The 20,238-nt window shown below is 64.4% G+C and carries 17 protein-coding genes; 8 read left to right on the top strand and 9 right to left on the bottom strand.

Annotation, left to right across the window (positions count from 1 at the left end; genetic code table 11):
- Positions 1-9: 9 nt before the first annotated feature.
- Positions 10-1,575 (bottom strand): MFS transporter, encoded by a 1,566-nt coding sequence (locus tag L0U83_RS18480; RefSeq protein ID WP_233886558.1) that lies wholly within the window; start codon positions 1,573-1,575, stop codon positions 10-12.
- Positions 1,576-1,903: 328 nt separating this feature from the next.
- Here L0U83_RS18480 and L0U83_RS18475 point away from each other — a divergent pair, with 328 nt between their 5' ends.
- The 4 genes from L0U83_RS18475 to L0U83_RS18460 all read left to right on the top strand — a co-directional run bounded on the left by L0U83_RS18475 (position 1,904) and on the right by L0U83_RS18460 (position 6,403).
- Positions 1,904-2,365 carry a universal stress protein gene (locus tag L0U83_RS18475; RefSeq protein ID WP_233885337.1) on the top strand — a complete coding sequence of 154 codons (462 nt, stop codon included), beginning with the start codon at positions 1,904-1,906 and terminating at the stop codon, positions 2,363-2,365.
- Between the two features lie 182 nt (positions 2,366-2,547).
- The gene (locus tag L0U83_RS18470) at positions 2,548-3,303 is read left to right on the top strand and encodes a helix-turn-helix domain-containing protein (protein ID WP_233885336.1); all 756 of its coding nucleotides are present in this window, start codon (positions 2,548-2,550) and stop codon (positions 3,301-3,303) included.
- A 130-nt stretch (positions 3,304-3,433) separates the two neighbouring features.
- Positions 3,434-4,711 (top strand): SUMF1/EgtB/PvdO family nonheme iron enzyme, encoded by a 1,278-nt coding sequence (locus tag L0U83_RS18465; RefSeq protein ID WP_233885335.1) that lies wholly within the window; start codon positions 3,434-3,436, stop codon positions 4,709-4,711.
- A gap of 246 nt (positions 4,712-4,957) precedes the next feature.
- On the top strand, positions 4,958-6,403 hold the full coding sequence (locus tag L0U83_RS18460; protein WP_233885333.1) for an MFS transporter: 1,446 nt from the start codon (positions 4,958-4,960) through the stop codon (positions 6,401-6,403).
- Between the two features lie 69 nt (positions 6,404-6,472).
- Here the strand turns inward: L0U83_RS18460 and L0U83_RS18455 are convergent, their stop codons facing one another.
- The 4 genes from L0U83_RS18455 to L0U83_RS18440 all read right to left on the bottom strand — a co-directional run bounded on the left by L0U83_RS18455 (position 6,473) and on the right by L0U83_RS18440 (position 10,153).
- Positions 6,473-7,378 (bottom strand): LysR family transcriptional regulator, encoded by a 906-nt coding sequence (locus L0U83_RS18455; RefSeq protein ID WP_233886557.1) that lies wholly within the window; start codon positions 7,376-7,378, stop codon positions 6,473-6,475.
- Positions 7,379-7,572: 194 nt separating this feature from the next.
- Positions 7,573-7,956, bottom strand: a complete 384-nt coding sequence (locus tag L0U83_RS18450) for a VOC family protein (protein WP_233885331.1) — start codon at positions 7,954-7,956, stop codon at positions 7,573-7,575.
- 13 nt (positions 7,957-7,969) lie between these two features.
- Positions 7,970-8,947, bottom strand: coding sequence for a hydroxymethylglutaryl-CoA lyase (locus L0U83_RS18445; protein WP_233885329.1), 978 nt, complete (start codon positions 8,945-8,947; stop codon positions 7,970-7,972).
- Positions 8,948-8,962: 15 nt separating this feature from the next.
- Positions 8,963-10,153 (bottom strand): CaiB/BaiF CoA transferase family protein, encoded by a 1,191-nt coding sequence (locus L0U83_RS18440; protein ID WP_233885327.1) that lies wholly within the window; start codon positions 10,151-10,153, stop codon positions 8,963-8,965.
- A gap of 274 nt (positions 10,154-10,427) precedes the next feature.
- Between L0U83_RS18440 and L0U83_RS18435 the strand changes: the two genes are divergently transcribed.
- Positions 10,428-11,399, top strand: a complete 972-nt coding sequence (locus L0U83_RS18435; RefSeq protein WP_233885326.1) for a D-2-hydroxyacid dehydrogenase — start codon at positions 10,428-10,430, stop codon at positions 11,397-11,399.
- 45 nt (positions 11,400-11,444) lie between these two features.
- On the opposite strand, the gene L0U83_RS18430 is transcribed toward L0U83_RS18435, so the two are convergent.
- The 3 genes from L0U83_RS18430 to L0U83_RS18420 all read right to left on the bottom strand — a co-directional run bounded on the left by L0U83_RS18430 (position 11,445) and on the right by L0U83_RS18420 (position 14,961).
- Complete coding sequence (locus L0U83_RS18430) at positions 11,445-11,693, bottom strand: hypothetical protein (RefSeq protein WP_233885324.1); 249 nt, start codon at positions 11,691-11,693, stop codon at positions 11,445-11,447.
- 210 nt (positions 11,694-11,903) lie between these two features.
- Complete coding sequence (locus L0U83_RS18425; RefSeq protein WP_233885322.1) at positions 11,904-13,232, bottom strand: MFS transporter; 1,329 nt, start codon at positions 13,230-13,232, stop codon at positions 11,904-11,906.
- Positions 13,233-13,323: 91 nt separating this feature from the next.
- Entirely contained in the window at positions 13,324-14,961 is a 1,638-nt protein-coding gene (locus tag L0U83_RS18420) for a gamma-glutamyltransferase family protein (protein WP_233885320.1), read from the bottom strand.
- A gap of 129 nt (positions 14,962-15,090) precedes the next feature.
- Here L0U83_RS18420 and L0U83_RS18415 point away from each other — a divergent pair, with 129 nt between their 5' ends.
- From L0U83_RS18415 to L0U83_RS18405, 3 genes are all read left to right on the top strand, one after another.
- Positions 15,091-15,954, top strand: coding sequence for a LysR substrate-binding domain-containing protein (locus L0U83_RS18415; protein WP_233885318.1), 864 nt, complete (start codon positions 15,091-15,093; stop codon positions 15,952-15,954).
- Positions 15,955-16,232: 278 nt separating this feature from the next.
- Complete coding sequence (locus L0U83_RS18410; protein WP_233885316.1) at positions 16,233-17,813, top strand: phospholipase D family protein; 1,581 nt, start codon at positions 16,233-16,235, stop codon at positions 17,811-17,813.
- Between the two features lie 118 nt (positions 17,814-17,931).
- A complete protein-coding gene (locus L0U83_RS18405; RefSeq protein WP_233885314.1) occupies positions 17,932-19,359 on the top strand; it encodes a purine-cytosine permease family protein in 1,428 nt (475 codons plus the stop codon).
- A 58-nt stretch (positions 19,360-19,417) separates the two neighbouring features.
- Here L0U83_RS18405 and hutG read toward each other — a convergent pair whose 3' ends face one another.
- The gene (gene hutG / locus L0U83_RS18400; RefSeq protein ID WP_233885312.1) at positions 19,418-20,227 is read right to left on the bottom strand and encodes an N-formylglutamate deformylase; all 810 of its coding nucleotides are present in this window, start codon (positions 20,225-20,227) and stop codon (positions 19,418-19,420) included.
- Positions 20,228-20,238 lie beyond the last annotated feature (11 nt).

The raw sequence follows: 20,238 nt of genomic DNA, 5'->3' as shown, positions 1-20,238 counted from the left end.
AATGGTGCATTAATCGGCCTTGACCTCGGCGGCTCTCGCTTCGCCGCTTTTCTGCGCCGCCGAAGGGCTACTACGGCTGAAGCGGATGTGGGAAATCCGCCCCACGCACAGCGCCGCCGCGAGCGCCGCACAGCCCGTCAGCCCGATTCCCAGATGGATCGCGTCCACCAGCACGTGGCGCACCGCATCGATCAGTGCCGCGCCGTCGAGCCCCGCCGCCTTCATCTGTGCGACGAGGCCCTCGCGCAGCGCCGGGTCGATCAGCACACGCGGATCGGCGAGCTGGGGTTGCCAGTGCTGTTGCAGCGGCGCGCCGATCACCGCCAGCGCATCGCCCACACCGGCCGCATAGCGGTGGTTGACGATCGTCGCCACGACGCTGGTGCCGAGCATGCCGCCAACCATGCGCGTGGACTGCAGCAACGCGGTCGTGATGCCGAAACGCTCCCGCCCTGCAATCTCCTGGCCGAATATATTCAGATTGTTCAGGATGAAGCCAAGTCCGATACCCACGGCCGACATCGCCAGTTCGAGCCAAAGGTGCGCCGTGTTTCGGGACGCGAAGGCGAGGCCAGCGGAAGCCGCGACCAGCAGGCTGAAACCGACTGTCAGAATCGTCGTGGGCCTGCGCAGCCGGATCACGATGCGCGTATTGATCAGGCTGCCTAGCGCGATACAGGCGGCGATCGGCGTGGCGAGCAGGCCCGCCTGCTGGGGCGACAGCCCGAAACCGCCCTGCAGGAGCAGCGGCGCGAAAAAGATCAGCGAGAACATCACGAAGCCCGAGAGCGTCGAGAGCGTAAACAACGTGACGAGCTGCGGGTCGCGAAACAGGTCGAGCGGGATGATCGGGTGCGTCGCGCGGCGTTCGCAGGCGAGCAGCAGCGCTGCGCCGACGAGTACCGCCACCGCGAGCACGGCGTTGCCAGTCGTCAGGCCGCTCTTGGGCACAGCCTCGATCAAGGTCTGGAAAGCACCCAGCACCAGTGCGACGAGCGCGGCGCCCGTCCAGTCGATGCGCACCTCGCCGGTACGCGCCGGCTGGTAGCGCGGCAGATGCGCCCAGATGAAATAAAGTGCAAGCGCGCCAACCGGCAGATTGACGAGAAATGTCGAGCGCCAGCCAAAGTGCTCGCTGAGCCAGCCGCCCAGCGACGGCCCCGCCGCCGTGCCGATGCCGTAGGCGGCCGCCATGACGACCTGCCAGCGCACCCGTGCACGCGGGTCGGGAAAGAGATCGGGAATCGAGGCGAACGCCGTGCCCACCATCATCCCGCCCCCTACACCCTGCAATGCGCGAGCCGCTGCGAGAAAACGCATGTCAGTCGCGAGCCCGCACAGCACGGAGGCCACCGTAAACACGATCACCGCGGCGATCACGAAGCGCTTGCGGCCGAAGTAGTCGCCGAGCCGCCCAAACACCGGCACCGTCACGACCGAGGCCAGCAGGTAGGCGCTGGCAATCCACGCATAGAACTCGAAGCCGTGCAGTTCGGCGACGATCGAGGGCAAAGCGGTGCTGACAACGGTTTGATCGAGTGCGACGAGCATGTTGACGAGGCCAATGCCGAGCATGGCCAGCAGCGCGTCGCGAAACGGCAGGTTAGCGGAGGAAGATTTCACGGGAGGGGAAGACGGCGCGAAGCGAAAAAGAGGCAACGATAGCGGTATGCCGGTGCGCGTGCAACATAATGAAATAGCAACTGAGAAACTTACGGGAGCGCGGTATTCCGACGCAGCCCACTTGATCTTCCTTCGCGTTCCTTCCATCTTTCATACAGTCCAACTGCATGTTTACTTGCGATCCATTAAGCTTCTCGCCAGTTACGACACGCCGCGCCACCTCGTCGCAGCATCGCCCGAGGGCCGCGAGATTCTCGATCCCACTCAAAGAGGAGGTCTTATGTATAAACGCATCCTTGTCGCCGTCGACGGCAGCGCCACGTCGCGCCGCGCCTTCGAAGCCGCGCTCGAACTGGCGAAAGCAATGGGCTCGATCCTGCAGCCGTATTACGTGATCGAGAACACGCCCATGTATTTCGACGCGCCCGGCTACGACCCTTCGATCCTGCGCAACCAGATGATCGCCCAGGGCAACGAACTCGCGGAAGACATGAACAAGGCGATGAGCGAGCGAGGCGTGGAAGGCGCCATGCTCACGGGTGAAGCCTCCTCGCTCGACGACGTCCCGACGCTCGTGCTCAACGCCGCGAAGACCGCAGGCTCCGATCTGATCGTGATGGGCACGCACGGCCGCCGCGGTTTCCAGCGCCTCATTCTCGGCAGCGTTGCCGAACGCTGCGTGCGACAGTCCACCCTGCCTGTCCTCCTGATTCCGTCAGCCGCTGGAAATGCCGATCAGTAGTCGCAGTAAGTGCACGCGGTTTTGCACATTATCGAAAAGTCGCTTGCGCTCCGTCAGACGGCGCGCAAGCGCCCTCTGACGAGGCTCAAAACGAAGCATCTCAAAAGCGCGTCACTTTGCCACCAATTTGAGATTCGACCCCGGTAGACAATGCCTGGACATAGATCAAAGGAGCATTGTCGATGCTGAATCCTAACGTCGTTTCCCATACCACCGTGCGCCGCAGCAATCGCACACCCGTGGCGGCACCGCGCACCTCCACACGCTGTTCGGTTTGCGCCATGCGGCACCTGTGCATGCCCCAGGGCCTCACCCTCGACGACCTGCCGAAACTCGAAGCTTTGATCTGCTCCGCGCGCAGTGTGCGGCGCGGCGAAGCCGTGTACCGCGCCGGCGACGCCTTCGACAATCTCTACGTCGCGCGCTCCGGCTCGCTCAAGACGGTCATGGCGCACCGCGACGGCCGCGAGCAGGTCACCGGCCTGCGCCTGGCCGGCGACCCGCTCGGCATCGACGGCATCAGCACCGGCTTCTACACCTGCAGCGCCGTTGCGCTCGAAGACAGCTCGGTCTGCATCATTCCCTACTCGGCGCTCAAGCACTTGTGCCGTGAAACCGGCGCCATGCAAGACCGGCTGCACCGCCTCATGAGCGAGCAGCTCATCCGCGAATCGTCGCAAATGATGGTGCTCGGCTCGCTCTCCGCCGACGAACGCGTCGCCGCCTTTCTGCTGGACGTCTCCGAACGCAACGGCCAGCGTGGGTACTCACACGCGGAGTTCAACCTGCGCATGACGCGCGAGGACATGGGCAGCTATCTCGGCATGACGCTCGAAACGGTGAGCCGCACCCTGTCGAGATTTCAAAAGCGCGGCCTGATCGACGCACAGGGCAAGCTGATCCGCATCATCGATCTCGAAGGTCTGCGGCACCTGTAATTCGTGGTAAACCCCGGGCGGGCCGCCCGGGTTACCCGTACCGGGCCTCATCGGCGCGGCATCTCCGTTGGCACAACTCCTGCGCAGGGTTAAAGTTTCGTCCTACGCCCACGCAAGGAGAATCGCCGAAATGCATCTCCCGCAATCTCCCACGCTCGCTGCCCGCCTCGAAGCGGCGCGCACCGCCAGCGACGCGCTCTTCAACGTCGTCAAACCCGAGTTTCTCTACGAGCGGCCTATTCGCGAGCGTCACCGCATCGTGTTCTATATCGGTCATCTGGAAGCATTTGACCGCAACCTCTTCGACAAGCGCCTGTTCGACCTGCCCTCCACCGATGCGCGCCTCGATCAGCTGTTCGCTTTCGGCATCGATCCCGTCGATGGCGGCCTGCCGACCGATACGCCCGCCGACTGGCCCGACCTCGCCGAAGTCCTTGCCTACGGCCACGACGCGCGCAGCCGCATCGACGCGCAACTCTCGACGCTCGGCCTGCCGCCCGATGCCTCGAATCACGACACGCCGGGACAGTTGCTGAATGTCGCGATCGAACATCGGCTCATGCATGTCGAAACACTCGCGTACATGCTCCACCAGTTGCCGTTCGAGCAAAAGCAGGCGCCCGCGGCAACGCTCGCGCGCGCCAACCCGCTCCACACGGTCGAGGCCGGGACGGTGCAGGTGCCAGCGGGCCGCTCGGCGCTCGGCATGACCGCCGAGCGCGGACTATTCGGTTGGGACAACGAGTTCGGCGAGCAGCAGGTCGACGTAGCGGCATTCGAGATCGACCGCTACATGGTGACGAACGGCGCTTTTCTCGAATTCATCGAGGACGGCGGCTACAAGCGGCGCGAACTCTGGAACGACGCGGACTGGGCCTGGAAGGAAAGCGCGCACGTGGCGCACCCCGTGTTCTGGTCGCGCGGCCCCGAAGGCTGGCTGCTGCGCACGATGTTCAAAGACATCGCATTGCCGCTTGCATGGCCCGTGTACGTGAGCCACGCGGAAGCCAGCGCCTTTGCGCGCTGGCGCGGCATGGCGCTGCCGAGCGAGGCGCAGTGGCAGCGCGCCGCGCACGGCGCACTGCCCGGCCGCACCGATAACTTCGATTTCCGCGACTGGAACCCGGTGGCCGTCGACGCCACGCCGGACAGCGCCAGCACGTGGGGCGTAGAAGGCCTGTACGGCAACGGCTGGGAATGGACCTCTACGCTCTTCGGGCCGCTGCCGGGTTTCAAGGCGTTTCCGTTCTACGAGGGGTATTCGGCAAACTTCTTCGACGGTCAGCACTACGCAATGAAAGGCGGCTCGCCTCGCACCGCGCAATGCATGGTGCGGCCGACGTTTCGCAACTGGTTCCAGGCGCATTACCAATACGTTTACGCGGGATTTCGCTGCGTTCGGGATTGATCGATCCCCCTCGGCCAGTCGGAAGCACTGCAGCAGCGTCATCGTTGTGACGTAGTCCGGGTCGGGGTGCTGGGGGCGACGCCCCACCCCCAGCCTTTCCCCGCGGGAAAGCACGCTTCACCCTTCCTCAATTTTCGCGCTCGCGAAAATCTCCCACACTCTGCATCACGCCTCATCCGTATCGTTCGTACGGAATCGCGCCCCGGCCGCGGCTCATGGCGCGGCATCAAAAATACTGGAGACAGCATGAACAGCCATCCCCTGGACCTCGGCGGCGACGCGCCGGGCGAAGCGCCTACCCGCCCGCTAGCCGCGGACGCCGCGTTTCCGAGCCCCCAAAGCATCACGCTCGGCAGCTTCATGGACGACATGCCCGTGGGCGCGCTGCATCGCTTCGTGGTGTGGGTGATCGGCATTGGTCTTTTCTTCGACATGTACGAGATCTTTCTCGTCAGCTCGATCGGGGCAGCGCTGCAAAACGAGTATGGGCTCGACGCGCACAGCCTCGCGTTCAAGCTCCTGCTCGCCTCGGCCTTCGTCGGCATGTTTTTTGGCTCGCTGTTTCTCGGCAGTCTCGCCGACCGCATCGGCCGGCGGCGCGCTTTCCTGTTCACGCTCGTGTGGTACAGCGCGTTCTCGCTGCTCGCCGCATTCTCCGTGAACGCCACCATGCTCGTGGTCTGCCGTTTTCTGACCGGCGTCGGCGTCGGCGCGATCTATCCGGTGGCGGACAGTTTTCTTTCGGAGATTCTGCCGAAGGAAAAGCGCGGCCGGCTCGCTGCGTGGGCCTATACCACGTCGTATGTCGCAGTGCCGCTGGTCGGCTTCCTCGCGGTTTGGCTCAACCCGCTGCATCTCGGCGGAGTCGCGGGGTGGCGCATCATTCTCGCCATCGGCAGCCTTGGCGCCCTGTTCGTGCTGGCCGTGCAGCATCGCCTGCCCGAAAGCCCGCGCTGGCTGCTGGCGCAAGGACGCAACGACGAAGCCTATGCGATGCTCGGCCGCTTCGCGCAAAGCGCCGGCGCACAGATGCCCAAGCGCTTTGCCGAGCCGCAAACGCGCCAGCACCCGCTGCGCCTCTCCGAGCGCATCGCCGTGCTGCGGCGTGCACCCTATGACAAGCGCTACTTCATGCTCGTCGTGTTTCACCTGTTCCAGGCCTTCGGCTATTACGGCTTCGGCACGCTTGCCGGCGTGGTCGTGAAAAGCCGCGGCATCGACGTCACGGGCAGCACGCTCTTCGTCGCGCTCTCGTTTCTCGGCTACCCGATCGGCTCGTTGCTCTCCGTGCCGCTGCTGAACTGGATCGAGCGCCGCACGCTCGTGATCGCCTCGCTCATCTCCATTGCGATTTTTGGGCTTGGCTTCGCGTATTCCGGGCAGGCTGCCTTGATCGTTTGCTTCGGCGTGCTGACGACCTGTGCGTCGAATGTGTTCAGCAACGCTTATCACGTGTACCAGGCCGAGATTTTTCCGGCCAGCGTCAGATCGACCGCTATTGGCAGCACGTATTCGCTTTCGCGCATCATGAGCAGCGCCCTGCCGTTCATCCTCTTGCCGGTGCTCACGCAGCACGGCCCGATCGCAATGTTCGGCGTGATCTCCGCCGCGCTGGCCATCGTCGCCGTGACCCTGCGTGCGCTCGGGCCGCTCACGACGCGCCGCAGCCAGGACGAGATCAATCCGGTCTGACCGGCTGATTCCTCGAGCGTCCCTGGATCATCGGGGCGGCTGCCGCGTCATGCGGCGCCGCCCCGGTTTTCATTGCGCCGCGCGCGACGACATGTAGTCGAACAGGCTCACGATGTCCGAGCTTGGCGCGCTATCGGCCTTTATCCCGATCCACAGCGTGCGCGTAGCCCACGTGTCCGCCAGCTTGACCTTGACGACGCCGGCCTTACCGCGCTCGTCGCTCACCGCGTCGCGCGGCAGCACGCCGATGCCGAGCCCCGCTTCGATCATCCGAAACACGCCGTCGAAGTTCGAAGCCTGGATGCGCAGCTTGAGCGATCGTTCAATGGCGAACGCCGCGTCCGTCATGCGCGCGAGCAGCGAGCTGCCGTCGCTCAGGCCCACGTAGTCTTCGTCGAGCGTATCCGCGAAACGGACGACGTCGAGCCCGGCAAAGCGATGGCTGCGCGGCACGAGCAGCACCAGTTCGTCGCGGCGATAGAGCCGCCGCTCGATGCCGGGCGCGGGCACGTTGTCGGCAAACACGCCGAGGTCGGCCTTGCCCGCACCGAGCGCCTCGACGATTTCGTGGCTCAGCCGTTCTTCGAGACTGACCTTGATGCCCGGATGCTCATTCAGGAAGCACGCGAGATCGACGGGCAGAAACTGCACGATCGCCGACGTATTCGCCCACATGCGCACATGCCCACGCACACCGGCGGCGTAGTCGCTCATTTCGGTGGCCATACGATTCACCTGATCGACCACGCGCGTGGCGTGCTCGAGCAGCGCGTGCCCCGCGGGCGTGAGATCCACGCCGCGCGCGCGGCGGATGAACAAGGCGCAGTCGGTCACGCTTTCAAGCTCGGCAATGCGCTTGCTGACGGCCGAAAGCGTGAGCTGCCCGTGCTCGGCGGCCTTGGTGAGGCTGCCATGTTCCGCGACGAGCAGAAAGACCCGCAGCGATTGCAGATCGAAGTGAAGTGGATTGACCATGATGATTGGGGCAAGGCCGCGCGAGAGACGATTGTCCTGCATCGCGGGCTCGGGAGGAAGTGCGGATCGGAGGATGGCGAAGCGGAGCGCGCTGGGATGCACGTGCGCGTTCCGGCCAAGCGGGCCGGCGCGCTCGCCGCTGCGCCGGCGCCCTCCGGTGCAACGGCGATAGCTGGCGAGATTAGTGAACCGGTCTAAATCAGCTCGGAAATTTCGATGAGGTTCAGATCCGGGTCACGCACATAAACGGAGCGGATTTTCTGCGTCGCGCCCGTGCGCTCGACGGGACCTTCGACGATCGGCCAGTTCTTCTGAGCGAGATGCGCGATCACCGCGTCGAGCGGCACCGAGGCGATGAAGCACAGATCGAGCGCGCCCGGCACCGGCACATGCGCCTTGGGCTCGAATTCCGCGCCACGCACGTGCAGATTGATCTTCTGGTTGCCGAAGCGAAACGCAAGCCGCCCCGCGCCGAAGGTCTCCAGTTGCATCTGCAACACCTCCGTATAGAAGTGCTTCGTCGCTTCAGGGTCCACGCAGGTCAGCACCAGGTGGTCGAGGTGGTCGATTAACGCCATGCTTCGCTCCTTGTCATGAGAACGCCCGTTGCACGGGCATGCCTTGCGCCTGTTCGGGAACCGGATGCAGGTCGAGGCGGCGGCCAGCCTTGAGAATCTGGCTCGGCACGTCGTGGCCGATCAGGCCAGGCAATAGCGCGGCGGCATCGAGCACGGCGGCGAGATTGACGCCGGTGTCGTAGCCGTCGAGTTCGAGCATGTGCACGAGTTCTTCCGTGCATACGTTGCCGCTCGCGCCCGGCGCGTACGGACAGCCGCCCAGGCCGCCGAGCGAGGCGTCGAAGCGCACGATGCCCGCGTCGAGCGCCGCGAGCGTATTGGCAAGCGCCATGCCGCGCGTATTGTGGAAGTGCAGCGTAAGCTCAAGCGCGCCAAACGCCTGCGACGCGCGCTCGCACAGCGCCCGCACCTGTGCGGGATGCGCCATGCCGGTCGTATCGCAAAGCGTGACGCCCTGCACGCCCAGTTCGGCGAAACGCCGCATCCAGCCGAGCACGTTCTCAACGGGCACGTCGCCTTCCATCGGGCAGCCCATTGCTGTGGAGAGCGAAACATTGATCGCCACGCCCGTGCCGCGCACCGTATCGATCACGTCGTGCAACTGCGCGAACGACTGCTCGCGCGTCATGCGCAAGTTGGTGCGATTGTGCGTCTCGCTCACCGACATCACGAGGTTCACTTCATTCACATTGCACGATAGCGCGCGCTCCGCGCCACGCACGTTCGGCACGAGCACCGTGTAGACGACGCCCGGCACGCGCTTGATGCCATGCATCACCGCCTCGGCATCGCGCAGTGCGGGAATCGCCTTGGGCGACGTGAACGAGGTCACTTCGATCTTCGCGTAGCCGCATGCGCTCAGGCGATCGATCAGCGCAATCTTGTCGTCGGTGTCGATGAAAGCGGCTTCGTTCTGGAAACCATCGCGCGTCGCGACTTCGTTGAGATACAGCACTTTGCCCTTGAAGTTTTCTTTATTTCCGATCGTCATTTTGCCGCTCTCCATTCAAATCACGCCGCGCGCGCGCCATGCTGCGCGCGTTGCGGCGTCCACGCCTATCGATTCCAGCACCGTGTCGGTATGCTCGCCGAGCTTCGGCGCGCTGCGCTCGATCGTACCCGGCGTGCCGCACAGTTTGGGCACCACGCCCGGCACCTGCACTGCTGTGCCGTCGGGCAAGGTGTCGTCCACGATCATCTGGCGCGCGTGGTAATGCGGATCGGCCGCGATGTCCGCGACATCGTATATGCGACCCGCCGGAATGCGCGCTTCGTTGAGCGCCGCGAGCACCTGATCGAGCGTATGGCGCGCGGTCCACTCGCCGATGGCGGCGTCAATGCGCTCGACCTGCGCGACCCGTCCGTCGTTCTGCGCGAGCGCGGGGTCGTTGCCCAGGTCCGGGCGTCCGATCAACTCCATCAGGCGGCGATAGATGCTGTCGCCGTTGCCCGCGATCAGTGCATACTTGCCGTCACTGCAACGGTAGGCGTTGCTCGGCGCGATGCCGGGCAGGCTGCTGCCCGCCGGCTGACGCACGGCGCCGAACACCGAATACTCGGGCAACAGGCTTTCCATCATGTTGAAGACCGACTCGTAGAGCGCGACATCCACGACCTGGCCCTGGCCGCCCTGCTGTTCGCGGTGCCGCAGCGCGAGCAGGATGCCGATCACGCCATGCAACGCGGAGAGCGAATCGCCGATCGAGATGCCCACGCGCACCGGCGTGCGCCCGGGCTCGCCGCTCAGATGGCGCAGGCCGCCCATTGCTTCGGCGACCACGCCGAAACCGGGCCGGTCGCGATACGGGCCCGTCTGCCCATAGCCCGAAACGCGCAACATGATGAGGCCGGGATTGATCGCGCTGAGTTCGTCCCAGCCGAGGCCCCAGCCTTCGAGCGTACCGGGGCGGAAATTTTCGATCAGCACGTCGGTTTGCGCGACGAGACGGCGAATCACGTCCTGCCCTTCGGGCGTGCGCAGATCAAGCGTGATGGATTCCTTGTTGCGCGACTGCGCTGCCCACCAGACCGACGTGCCGTCGTGCAGCAGACGCCACTTGCGCAGCGGATCGCCCACGCCGGGCGGCTCCACCTTGGTGACGCTCGCGCCGAATTCGGCGAGCATGCGGCCTGCAAACGGACCCGCGATGAGCTGTCCGAGCTCCAGAACGCGGATTCCTTCGAGTGGTCGTGGCATGGCTGTGTCTCCTGACTGACTGCGACTGACTATGGGAGACATGATGGACCTGACCGCACCCTTTGATAATCGATGCTTTCTCAATCTGGCTTGAGCAAATGGAAAGTCTGCGAGATCACTCGACACGCTCATGGGGGTCGCGTCGTTTCATTTCGTGCGCGACGTTGCTGCGAATTTCCTCATCGGAAAGTCAGTTGGCGGATCGAGCAAACCACCGTAACGCCCGGTGCGCGACAATAGACGTACTGCCCCTCTTTCGCTCAGGCCAGAAACCATGCACGTCGTTTTTCTCGATCGCGCGACGCTCGCGCCCCAGACGCAGCTTCGTCCGCTGCCTTTCGATCACACGCTGGAAACGTTCGAGCGCACCGCGCCCGAAGAGGTCGCCGCGCGCATCCGCAACGCCGACATCGTCATCACGAACAAGGCGCGCATCACCGCGGAGGCGCTGGCCGGCGCGACTCGCCTGCGAATGATCGCCATTGCGGCCACAGGAACGGACAACGTCGATCTGCCTGCCTGCGCGGCGCGCGGCATCGTCGTGAGCAACGTGCGCGACTACGCCGGCAACAGCGTGCCGGAGCATACGTTCGCGCTGATATTCGCGCTGCGCCGCAGCCTGGCCGCGTATCGCGACGCCGTGCGCGCTGGCCGCTGGCTCGAATCGGGACAGTTCTGCTTTTTCGATTTTCCGATCCGCAATCTCGCGGGTTCGACGCTCGGCGTGATTGGCGACGGCGCACTCGGACAAGCCGTCGCGCAAACGGGGCGCGCGCTCGGCCTGCGCGTGTTGTTCGCCGCGCGCAAAACGCGCAACGACGCACAAGCGGGCTACGTGCCGCTCGAAACGCTGCTGGAAGAAAGTGACATCATCACGCTGCACTGTCCGCTGACGGCGCAGACGCGGGATCTGATCGACGCCACGGCGTTCGCGCGCATGAAGCGGCGGCCGTTGCTGATCAATACGGCGCGAGGAGGGCTCGTGAACGAAGCGGCATTGGTGGACGCGCTGCAATCTGGCGCGATTTCAGGCGCGGGCTTCGATGTCGTGACACAGGAACCGCTGCCTGCCGATCATCCGTTCCAGGCGATCGTCTCGCACCCGGCGTTCATCCTGACACCCCACGTTGCGTGGGCGAGCGATGAAGCCATGCAGGCGCTTGCGGACCAACTCATCGAGAACATTACGGCTTATTACGAAGGAAAGCCGCGGAATGTGGTTACTGCGATAGTCACTGCGCGTTGAGCGCGAGGCGCGGCAACCGCATCGGGGTTGCCTGCGCCTGAATCATCAAGCCATTTCCGGCTGCTTGGCGTGCCAAAATTCGTCGACGGCTTGCTTGGCCGACTGCTCGACCGCGCTGAGCGCCATCAACACATCGATCTTCAGCTTGGGAATGGCAAGCTCCACGGAAGGCAGCCTGGCCGTTTCCACTTGTGCATCAACACCTTCCAAAACCGCGCGGCACAGCCATTGCGTGTCCGTCGCGTCTGCTTTCGCATCGACAGTGACTCGAAAGCCACGATATTCGACTGCCATATACTCTCCCGAAACCTGACAAAACGTAATGCTCGCCCCGCCGGACGGCGGTGAGGGGGCGACTATATCACCACTTTCGTGACGCTTCAGCGAGCGCCACACGAAGTCGCGAGGCAGTCGTGAAAAAATACCGCGCCCGCATTCACGCCCTGTTTTAAAGGGCGATTCTGCGGGCGCGAGATCAATCGGGTCGGTTCGGACTTCTGCGCATCAGCTCGCGAGCGTGGCCCGCATCGAAGCCTGCCGCATCGTGCGCCAACCCACGATCGCGAGCGAAACACCCGAGATCACGGCCGCAACCGACACGTAATACGCGGGCGCGAGCGTATCGCCCGTCACGTGAATCAGCACTTCGGCGATCGTCGGCGCGAAGCCGCCAAAGAGCGTCACGCCAACGCTATATGCGATGGAAAGCCCGGCCGAGCGCACGCGCACCGGAAAGATCTCCGACATCAGCGCGGGCATCGGGCCCGAATAGGCCGCCTTGAATATGCCCGCCGCGCCCTGGAGCACGAGCAGCCAGCCGAGCGTGGGGTGACGCTGCAATAGCGCGAACATCGGATAGGTGAGCGAAGCAAGCAGGATCGACGTGGTCAGCATGATGCGAATGCGTCCGATGCGGTCCGAGAGCGCCCCCATGACCGGCGAGAGCGCGAACTGCAGGCCTCCATTGAGCACCACGACGCCGAACGACGTTGCGGCCGCCATATGGAGCTGCTTCACCGCGTACATCGGCATGTAGAGCTGGAGGATATAGACGCCAACGGTGGACTGCGCAACGATACCGACGGCGAGCAGCAGGTTCACCCATTGGCGGCCGAGCCCAGGCTCCTTCGTTGCGCGCGCATCCTGTGTACTCTGCGCCTGCTGGTTTGCGATGAATTCAGGCGTCTCGTCCAGATGCGAGCGGATGTACCAGCCCACGGGTCCAAGCACGAGCCCGAAGAAGAACGGAACGCGCCAGCCCCAGGCCTGCAGTTGTTCGGGCGGCAGCCACCATGCGAGCGCGCCGCCGAACGACGCCGCGAGAATCGCCGCCGCGCCCTGGCTCGCGAACTGCCAACTCGCGTAATAGCCGCGCTTCGCGGTGCTGTGCTCGACCATGAACGCCGTCGCGCTGCCGAATTCGCCGCCCACCGCAAAGCCCTGCACGAGTCGCGCGAGCAGGATCAGGAGCGGCGCCGCGATGCCGATCGACGCATACGGCGGCATGACCGCCATGGCGAGCGTGCCCGCCATCATGAGCGCGATGGCAAGCGTGAGCGCCGCCTTGCGCCCCTTGCGATCACCGTAGATGCCCAGCACGATCGCACCGAGCGGACGCATGAGAAAAGAGATGCCGAAGGTGCCGACGGCCAGCAGCGTGGAGAGCCATTCATCGTGCACGGGAAAGAACTGCTTCGCGATGATCGGCGCGAAGTAGCCATACACGAGGAAGTCGAACCACTCGAGCGCATTGCCGATCGACGAGGAGAACACGATGCGGCGCACCATGCCGCGGCTGAGCGGCGCTCTCGAAGCCGATGAACCGGTCTCCATATCAGTCTCCTGCTTTTTTATTTGGTCTACTCATGGTTGGTCGTGAACCGCGAGCGAGGCGTTCCCGCTCGCGGCACACATTGCGCGCCGCCTAGAAGCCCGCTGCGAGCCCGTCGCGACGCGTGTCGCTCGCGGCCACATAACCGCGCTCGGGATCGTGCCGGTCGAGCTTCCAGATGAACTGGCCCGAGCCGAAGTCCATGTACGGATCGTCGATGCCCTTGATCTCGTGGCCGAGTTCTTGCAACGCGCGTGCCGTCTGCGGGTTGAAGGTCGATTCGATATCGAGCGTGAAGTCGCGGTTGACCTTCCAGCGCGGCGCGTCGCATGCGGCCTGCGGCTGCTGGCCGTAGTCGAGCATGCGCACGACCGACTGCAAATGCCCTTGCGGCTGCATGTCGCCGCCCATCACACCGAAGCTCATGACCGCTTCCTGGCGGCCGTCCACCTGCTGCGTGAGGAACGCCGGAATGATGGTGTGGAACGGGCGCTTGCCGCCCTCCACGACGTTCGGCGAGACCGGGTCCATCGAAAAGCCGCAGCCGCGGTTCTGCAGCGCGATGCCCGTACCCGGCACGACCACGCCCGAACCGAAGCCCATATAGTTCGACTGGATGAAGCTCACCATCATGCCGCGCTCATCCACGGCGGAGAGATAGATCGTGCCGCCCGAACGCGGCATGCCGAAGTCGAACTGCGTTGCACGCTTCGGGTCGATCAGCTTCGCGCGCTCTTTGAGGTAGGCGTCGTCGAGCATTTGCTCGGGTGTGACTTCCATCGAACGCGGATCGGCAACGTAGCGGTAGACATCGGCAAACGCGAGCTTCATGGCCTCGATCTGCAGATGCTGAGACTCGAGGCTGTCGAGCGCGAGCGAGCCCATGTCGAACTGTTCGAGAATGCCGAGCGCGATGAGCGCCGCGATGCCCTGCCCGTTCGGCGGAATCTCGTGAACCGTGTAGCCGCGATAGTTCTTGCCGATCGGCTCGACCCATTCGGGACGATAGTTGCGCAGGTCGTCCAGCGTGAGCGCCGCACCGCCTTCGCGCGCAAACGCGGCGATGCGCTCGGCAATTTCGCCTTCGTAGTAGTCGCGCGGGCCGCGTTCCGCGAGCCGTCGCAGTGTGGCCGCGTGACCGGGGAAGCACACGCGCTCGCTCACTTCAGGCGCGCGGCCGCGCGGCATGAAGGTCTCGGCAAAGCCCGGCTGATTGTGCAACTCAGGAATCGCCGCCTGCCATTTGCGTGTGACGATGGTCGCCACGGCATGGCCGCGCTCCGCAATCTCGATGGCCGGCTCCATCAGGTCCGCGAACGGCAGTTTGCCGAACTTCGCATGCAGCGCTTCCCAGCCAGCGATCACGCCCGGCACGGTCACCGTGTCCCAGCCGCGCTTGGGCTGCTTCGCGAGGCCGTGCTCCTCGCCGTATTTGCGGCGGAAATAATCGACGCTCCATGCCGCCGGCGCATTGCCCGACGCATTAAGGCCGTGCAGCTTCGCGCCGTCCCACACGAGCGCGAAGCAGTCGCTGCCAAGGCCGTTCGATACCGGCTCGACCACCGTAATGGCGGCGGCGGCGGCGATGGCGGCGTCAACGGCATTCCCGCCTTTCCAGAGCATGCGCAGTCCGGCCTGCGCGGCGAGCGGATGCGAGGTCGAGACGATATTGCGGGCGAACACCGGCAGGCGCGGCGTCGGATAGGGGTTTTGCCAGTTGAAACGCGTCATGGGAGTGCGAATTCCGGTAATGAACGAAAGCAGCGGCGCGCGCACCGCGCATGCCGGTCCGTCGATTATCTTGAAGGATCAGGCAAAAAAATATTAATATTTTATTCTCGATACTTAAGTTTTATTTACATGCTCACACTACGCATGCTGCGCACCTTGCAGGCCGTCGCGCGCAGCGGGTCGTTCGCCACGGCCGCAGAGAAAACCGCGCTCACGCAGGCAGCCGTGAGCCTGCAGATGCGCGGGCTCGAAGACGCCCTCGGCCGCCAGATCTTCGACCGCCGCGCGCGCCAGGTCGCGCTCACACGCGAAGGCCGCGAGATCTGCGCGAAGGTCGAGCACATACTCGCGCTGATCGACGAGTTGCCCGCCAGTGCCGGCGACACGATGCGCGGCTCGGTCATCATCGGCGCGGTGGTGTCGGTGATCGGCGCGCTTTCGCTGGCCGTCGCGCATCTGAAAACCGGCCACCCGGAACTTGAAGTGCGCCTCACCTCGGCGCGTTCGAACGAACTGGCGCGCATGGTCGAAGACGGTGACGTGGACCTCGCCGTCGTGGTTGGCAGTGCAGATGGTTCGCCGCATGAGTCGCTCGCGTGGACGCCGCTCTACGAAGAGCCACTGATGCTCGTCACAAGCCGCGCGACGCCCGGCGACGATGCGCGCCGCATCCTGCGCGAGCGCGGCTTCCTGCGCTTCGACCGACGGGTGCCGACGGGCGTCGTGATCGACGATGCATTGGCCGAGCTAGGCATCGAACCGCTCGAATATCTGGAGCTGAACTCAATCGAAACGATCGTCTCGCTGGTGCGCAACGACGTGGGCGTGAGCGTGTTGCCCGTTCTGCAAGGCGGCAAATGGCGCAGCGATCCGAATTTGCGGCTCGTGCCGCTCCCCGGCCGGCCATTCATCCGCACGGTGGGCATGATTCACCGGAAAGCGCACAAGCAGACGTTGCTCACACAAACGATTGCAGACATGTTGCGTCGCTGAAAGAAGCGCGCCAATTAATTAGCAATGCAAATCTATTTTCCGAATAACGACCCAATCGGCCAGAAGCGCATGGAAGTTCGCGAAGCCAACCGGCAACAGCGCCCGGACCGCGCGCAATCCGCGCTCGACGCGCACTAACCACGCGTTCGCCCCGAAGCTGTACGCCTGGCGTGGTGCCGGCCACGCCAATCGCGTAAGCTAACGTCGTTACACGCTCACTCGCGAAGCCCCGCGCTTCGCGCCTCGAAGCGGAATCGACACGGAAAAGCGAACGCTCCATGCAAAGATCGCTCATCGCGCTGGCCGCAAACGGGTTGCCGAGGCTATGCGCCATCGCGCTTGCGACCTGTCTTGCCGCGTGCCAGGAACTGCCGCCGCTCGGCGAACGCACGCAAACCACGGCGCTTACGGCAGAGCAAGCGCGATCGACTCAACTTGGCGCAGCGGTAGCGGCCGAACTCGCCACCCATCCCGACTTCACCGGCATCGACCCGCTCCAGAACCCGCTCGACGCCTTCGCCTCGCGCGTGGCGCTCGTGCGCAGCGCCCAGCGTACGCTGGACGTCCAGTACTACATCTGGCGCGACGATCTCACCGGCACCTTGTTGCTCGAAGAACTGCGCGAGGCCGCCGACCGCGGCGTGCGCGTGCGCCTGCTGCTCGACGACAACGGCATTCCATCCGCACTGGACCCTACGCTCGCCGCACTCAACGGGCATCCCAACGTCGAGGTGCGCCTCTTCAATCCGTTCGTCACGCGCAAGCCCAAAGCCATCGGCTTTGTCACCGACTTCTCGCGCCTGAACCGGCGTATGCACAACAAGTCGCTCACGGCGGACGGCGTGGCGACCATTCTGGGCGGCCGCAATATCGGCGACGAATATTTCGGCGCGACCGACGGCGTGGTGTTCGCCGATCTCGACGTGCTGGCCATCGGCCCCGCCGCCACCGATGTCGCGCACGATTTCGACCGTTACTGGGCCAGCGCCTCTTCATACCCGGTATCGCAAGTCCTGTCGTACGTGGCGCCCGATGCACTCGCCACGCTCGATCGCGCCGCGCTTGCCGCGCGCACCGACCCTGCCGCGGCGGAATACATCGAATCGCTGCGCAAGACCACCGATGTGCGCCGCCTGCTGGACGGCACGCTGCCGCTCGAATGGGCGAAGACGCAACTGGTCAGCGACGACCCGGCGAAAGCGCAGGGCACGGCACCTAAGGACACCCTCATCCTCAGCCAGTTGCACGAGATAGTCGGCGATCCGCACCGTGAACTCGATCTGGTTTCGCCGTACTTCGTGCCGGGCAAGGTGGGCACGGAATACTTCACGCGGCTCGCCGCCCAGGGTGTGACCGTACGCGTGCTGACGAACTCGCTCGAAGCCACCGACGTTTCCGCCGTCCACTCCGGCTACGCGCGGCGTCGCGTGGCCCTGCTCGAAGGCGGCGTGGAGCTGTTCGAATTGCGGCGCGCGGCGGGCGCCAAAGACTCGGGCAAAGGCGCAGGCAGTGGTCCGTTCGGCAGCTCGGGCTCGAGCCTGCACGCCAAGACCTTCGCAGTGGACGCGGAGCGCGTTTTCGTCGGCTCTGTGAATTTCGATCCGCGCTCGGCTAACCTCAATACCGAACTCGGGCTCGTGATCGACAGCCCCGTGCTCGCCACCCAGATCGAAAAAGCGTTCTGGACGCGCGTGCCCCAGCTCGCTTATCAGGCGCACCTCGACGAAAACGGCAAACTCTATTGGACGCGCCTTTCCGACGATACGGTCATCCGCTACGACACTGAGCCGAACACCAAATGGAACCAGCGCCTAAGCGTCTGGTTCTTCTCGATCCTGCCTATCGAGTGGCTGCTGTAGGCCACGGCGGCCCACGGCAGTCCACGCATCGGAGTCGAGAGGGTTATCCCCTATTTCACCCAAGTTGTCTATTCAACATCATGCGGACATCCCCTCACATCCGGAGCCGTCCGTGGCCATGCCTGAATCCGTCGCCAGCCTCGAAACCGATGGCCGCAAGATCCTGGAAACACGCTCGATCGACTACATCCCCGAGGCGGAGCGCCACGGCAGCCTGTTCAGCCAGTTCACGCTCTGGCTTTCCGCAAACCTGCAGGTCACCGCGATCATTACCGGCGCGTTGGCCGTCGTGCTGGGCGGTGATGTCTTCTGGTCGCTCGTCGCGCTGCTGACTGGACAACTCGTCGGCGGCACGGTCATGGCGCTGCACGGCGCGCAGGGCCCGCAGCTCGGCCTGCCGCAGATGATTTCCAGCCGCGTGCAATTCGGCGTCTACGGCGCGGCCATTCCCATTGTGCTGGTTTGCATCATGTATGTCGGCTTCTCCGCGAGCGGCACGGTGCTCGCGGGCCAGGCCACCGCGCAATTGCTCAACGTTTCCGATACGGCGGGCATCTGCCTGTTCGCGGCGCTCATCGTCGTGCTGACGCTGCTCGGCTATCGCTCGATTCACTTCGTCGGCCGCATTGCCAGCGTGATCGGCGTGCTCGCGTTCATGTTCATGTTCGCGCAGCTCTTCGCGCACCACGACGTCGGTGCGCTGCTGGCCAACCGCCATTTTTCGATTGCGAGCTTCCTGCTTTCCATGTCGCTTTCGGCGTCATGGCAGATCGCATTCGGTCCCTACGTTGCCGATTATTCGCGCTACTTGCCGCGCTCGACTTCGGCCGCGCGCACGTTCCTCGCGGTCGGGCTCGGATCGGTGATCGGCGCGCAGGCCGCGATGGTGTTCGGCGTGTTCGCCGCCGCGCTCGCGGGCCACGCGTTCGCGCATCACGAAGTGGCCTATATCGTCGGCCTTGGCGCGAGCGGCGCGGTGGCCGCGATGCTCTACTTCAGCATCGCCTTCGGCAAGCTCACCGTCACCACGCTCAACGCCTACGGCAGCTTCATGTCGATGGCGACGATCGTGAGCGCGTTTCGCGCGAAGCGCGCGATCTCCACGCGGCATCGTTTTGTCTACATCATCGGCATGGTCGGCATCTCGACGCTCGTCGCACTCGCGGGCCGCCACTCTTTCCTCAAGGAGTTCACGGCGTTCATTCTGTTTCTGCTCGCGTTCTTCACGCCGTGGAGCGCGATCAATCTCGTGGACTTCTACTGCTTCACGCGCTCGCGCTACGACGTGCCGGCGCTCTCGAACCCCGATGGCCGCTACGGCCGCTGGAACGTCAGAGCCATTGGCATCTACGTGCTCGGCGTGCTCGTGCAATTGCCGTTCATCTCGACGAGCTTCTATACGGGGCCCTTCGTCGATGCGCTTGGCGGCACGGACATCTCGTGGATTCTCGGGCTGATCGTGCCGGGCGCGCTCTATTACGTCGCCATGCGCCTCACGCCGCCGGTGATTCCCGAACGCCTGATCTTGCCGGTCGAGCAGGAGTAAGGCTGGCGGCGCGATGCGCCGCTTTGCCTCGTCAAACCAGAAAACGCTGCGGCCAAATTCAGGCCGCAGCTTCGTTCATCGCCTGAATGGCCTCCAGCGCGCCGCCCACCATCTCGCGCAGTACGGGCTGGACTTTCTCCGCAAGCGCGGGAACGTAATCGAACGGCGCCGCTTCGTTCATGTAGACGGACTGGCACATCTCCAGCTGGATCGCATGCACGCCGTCCTGCGGTGCGCCGAAATGGCGCGTGATGTAGCCGCCCTTGAAGCGTCCGTTCGCGATCCACGTATAGCCGCTCGCCGCCGCCGCGCGTTCTGCGCGCGCCTGCACCGCGACGTTCACCGTGCGTCCATCCTGAGTGCCGATGTTCAGGTCGGGCAGCTTGTTGTCGAACAGACGCGGCAGCACGCTCGCAATCGAATGCGCCTCCCACAGCAGCACATTCGCGTGCGCTGCGCGCAGGCGCTTGAGTTCAGCGGCGAGCGTGTCGTGATACGGCTGCCAGAATGTCTGCACGCGCCGCTGGCGCTCCGGCGCGTCGGGCACACAGCCGTCGCGGTAGAGGGATTCGCCGCGAAACGTTTCGGTCGGGCACAGCGACGTGGTGGTCTGGCCGGGATAGAGGCTCTCGTCGTTCGGCGGCCGGTTCAGGTCGATCACATAGCGCGAAACACGTGCGCCGAGCACGGTCGCGCCCAGTTCCTTCGCAAACGCGTAAAGGCGATCGAGATGCCAGTCCGTATCGGCGACGCTTAGCGCCACGTCGGTGTACTCGCCGTGCATTGCGGCGGGTATGTGTGTGCCCAGATGAGGAATCGAAATGATGAGCGGCGCCGTGCCGCGTTCCAGTGAAAAAATATCGGTCATGGAAAGTAGTC

Source organism: Paraburkholderia flagellata, from assembly GCF_021390645.1.
Taxonomy (GTDB): domain Bacteria; phylum Pseudomonadota; class Gammaproteobacteria; order Burkholderiales; family Burkholderiaceae; genus Paraburkholderia; species Paraburkholderia flagellata.
This window is presented reverse-complemented; position numbering and strand designations above follow the sequence as displayed.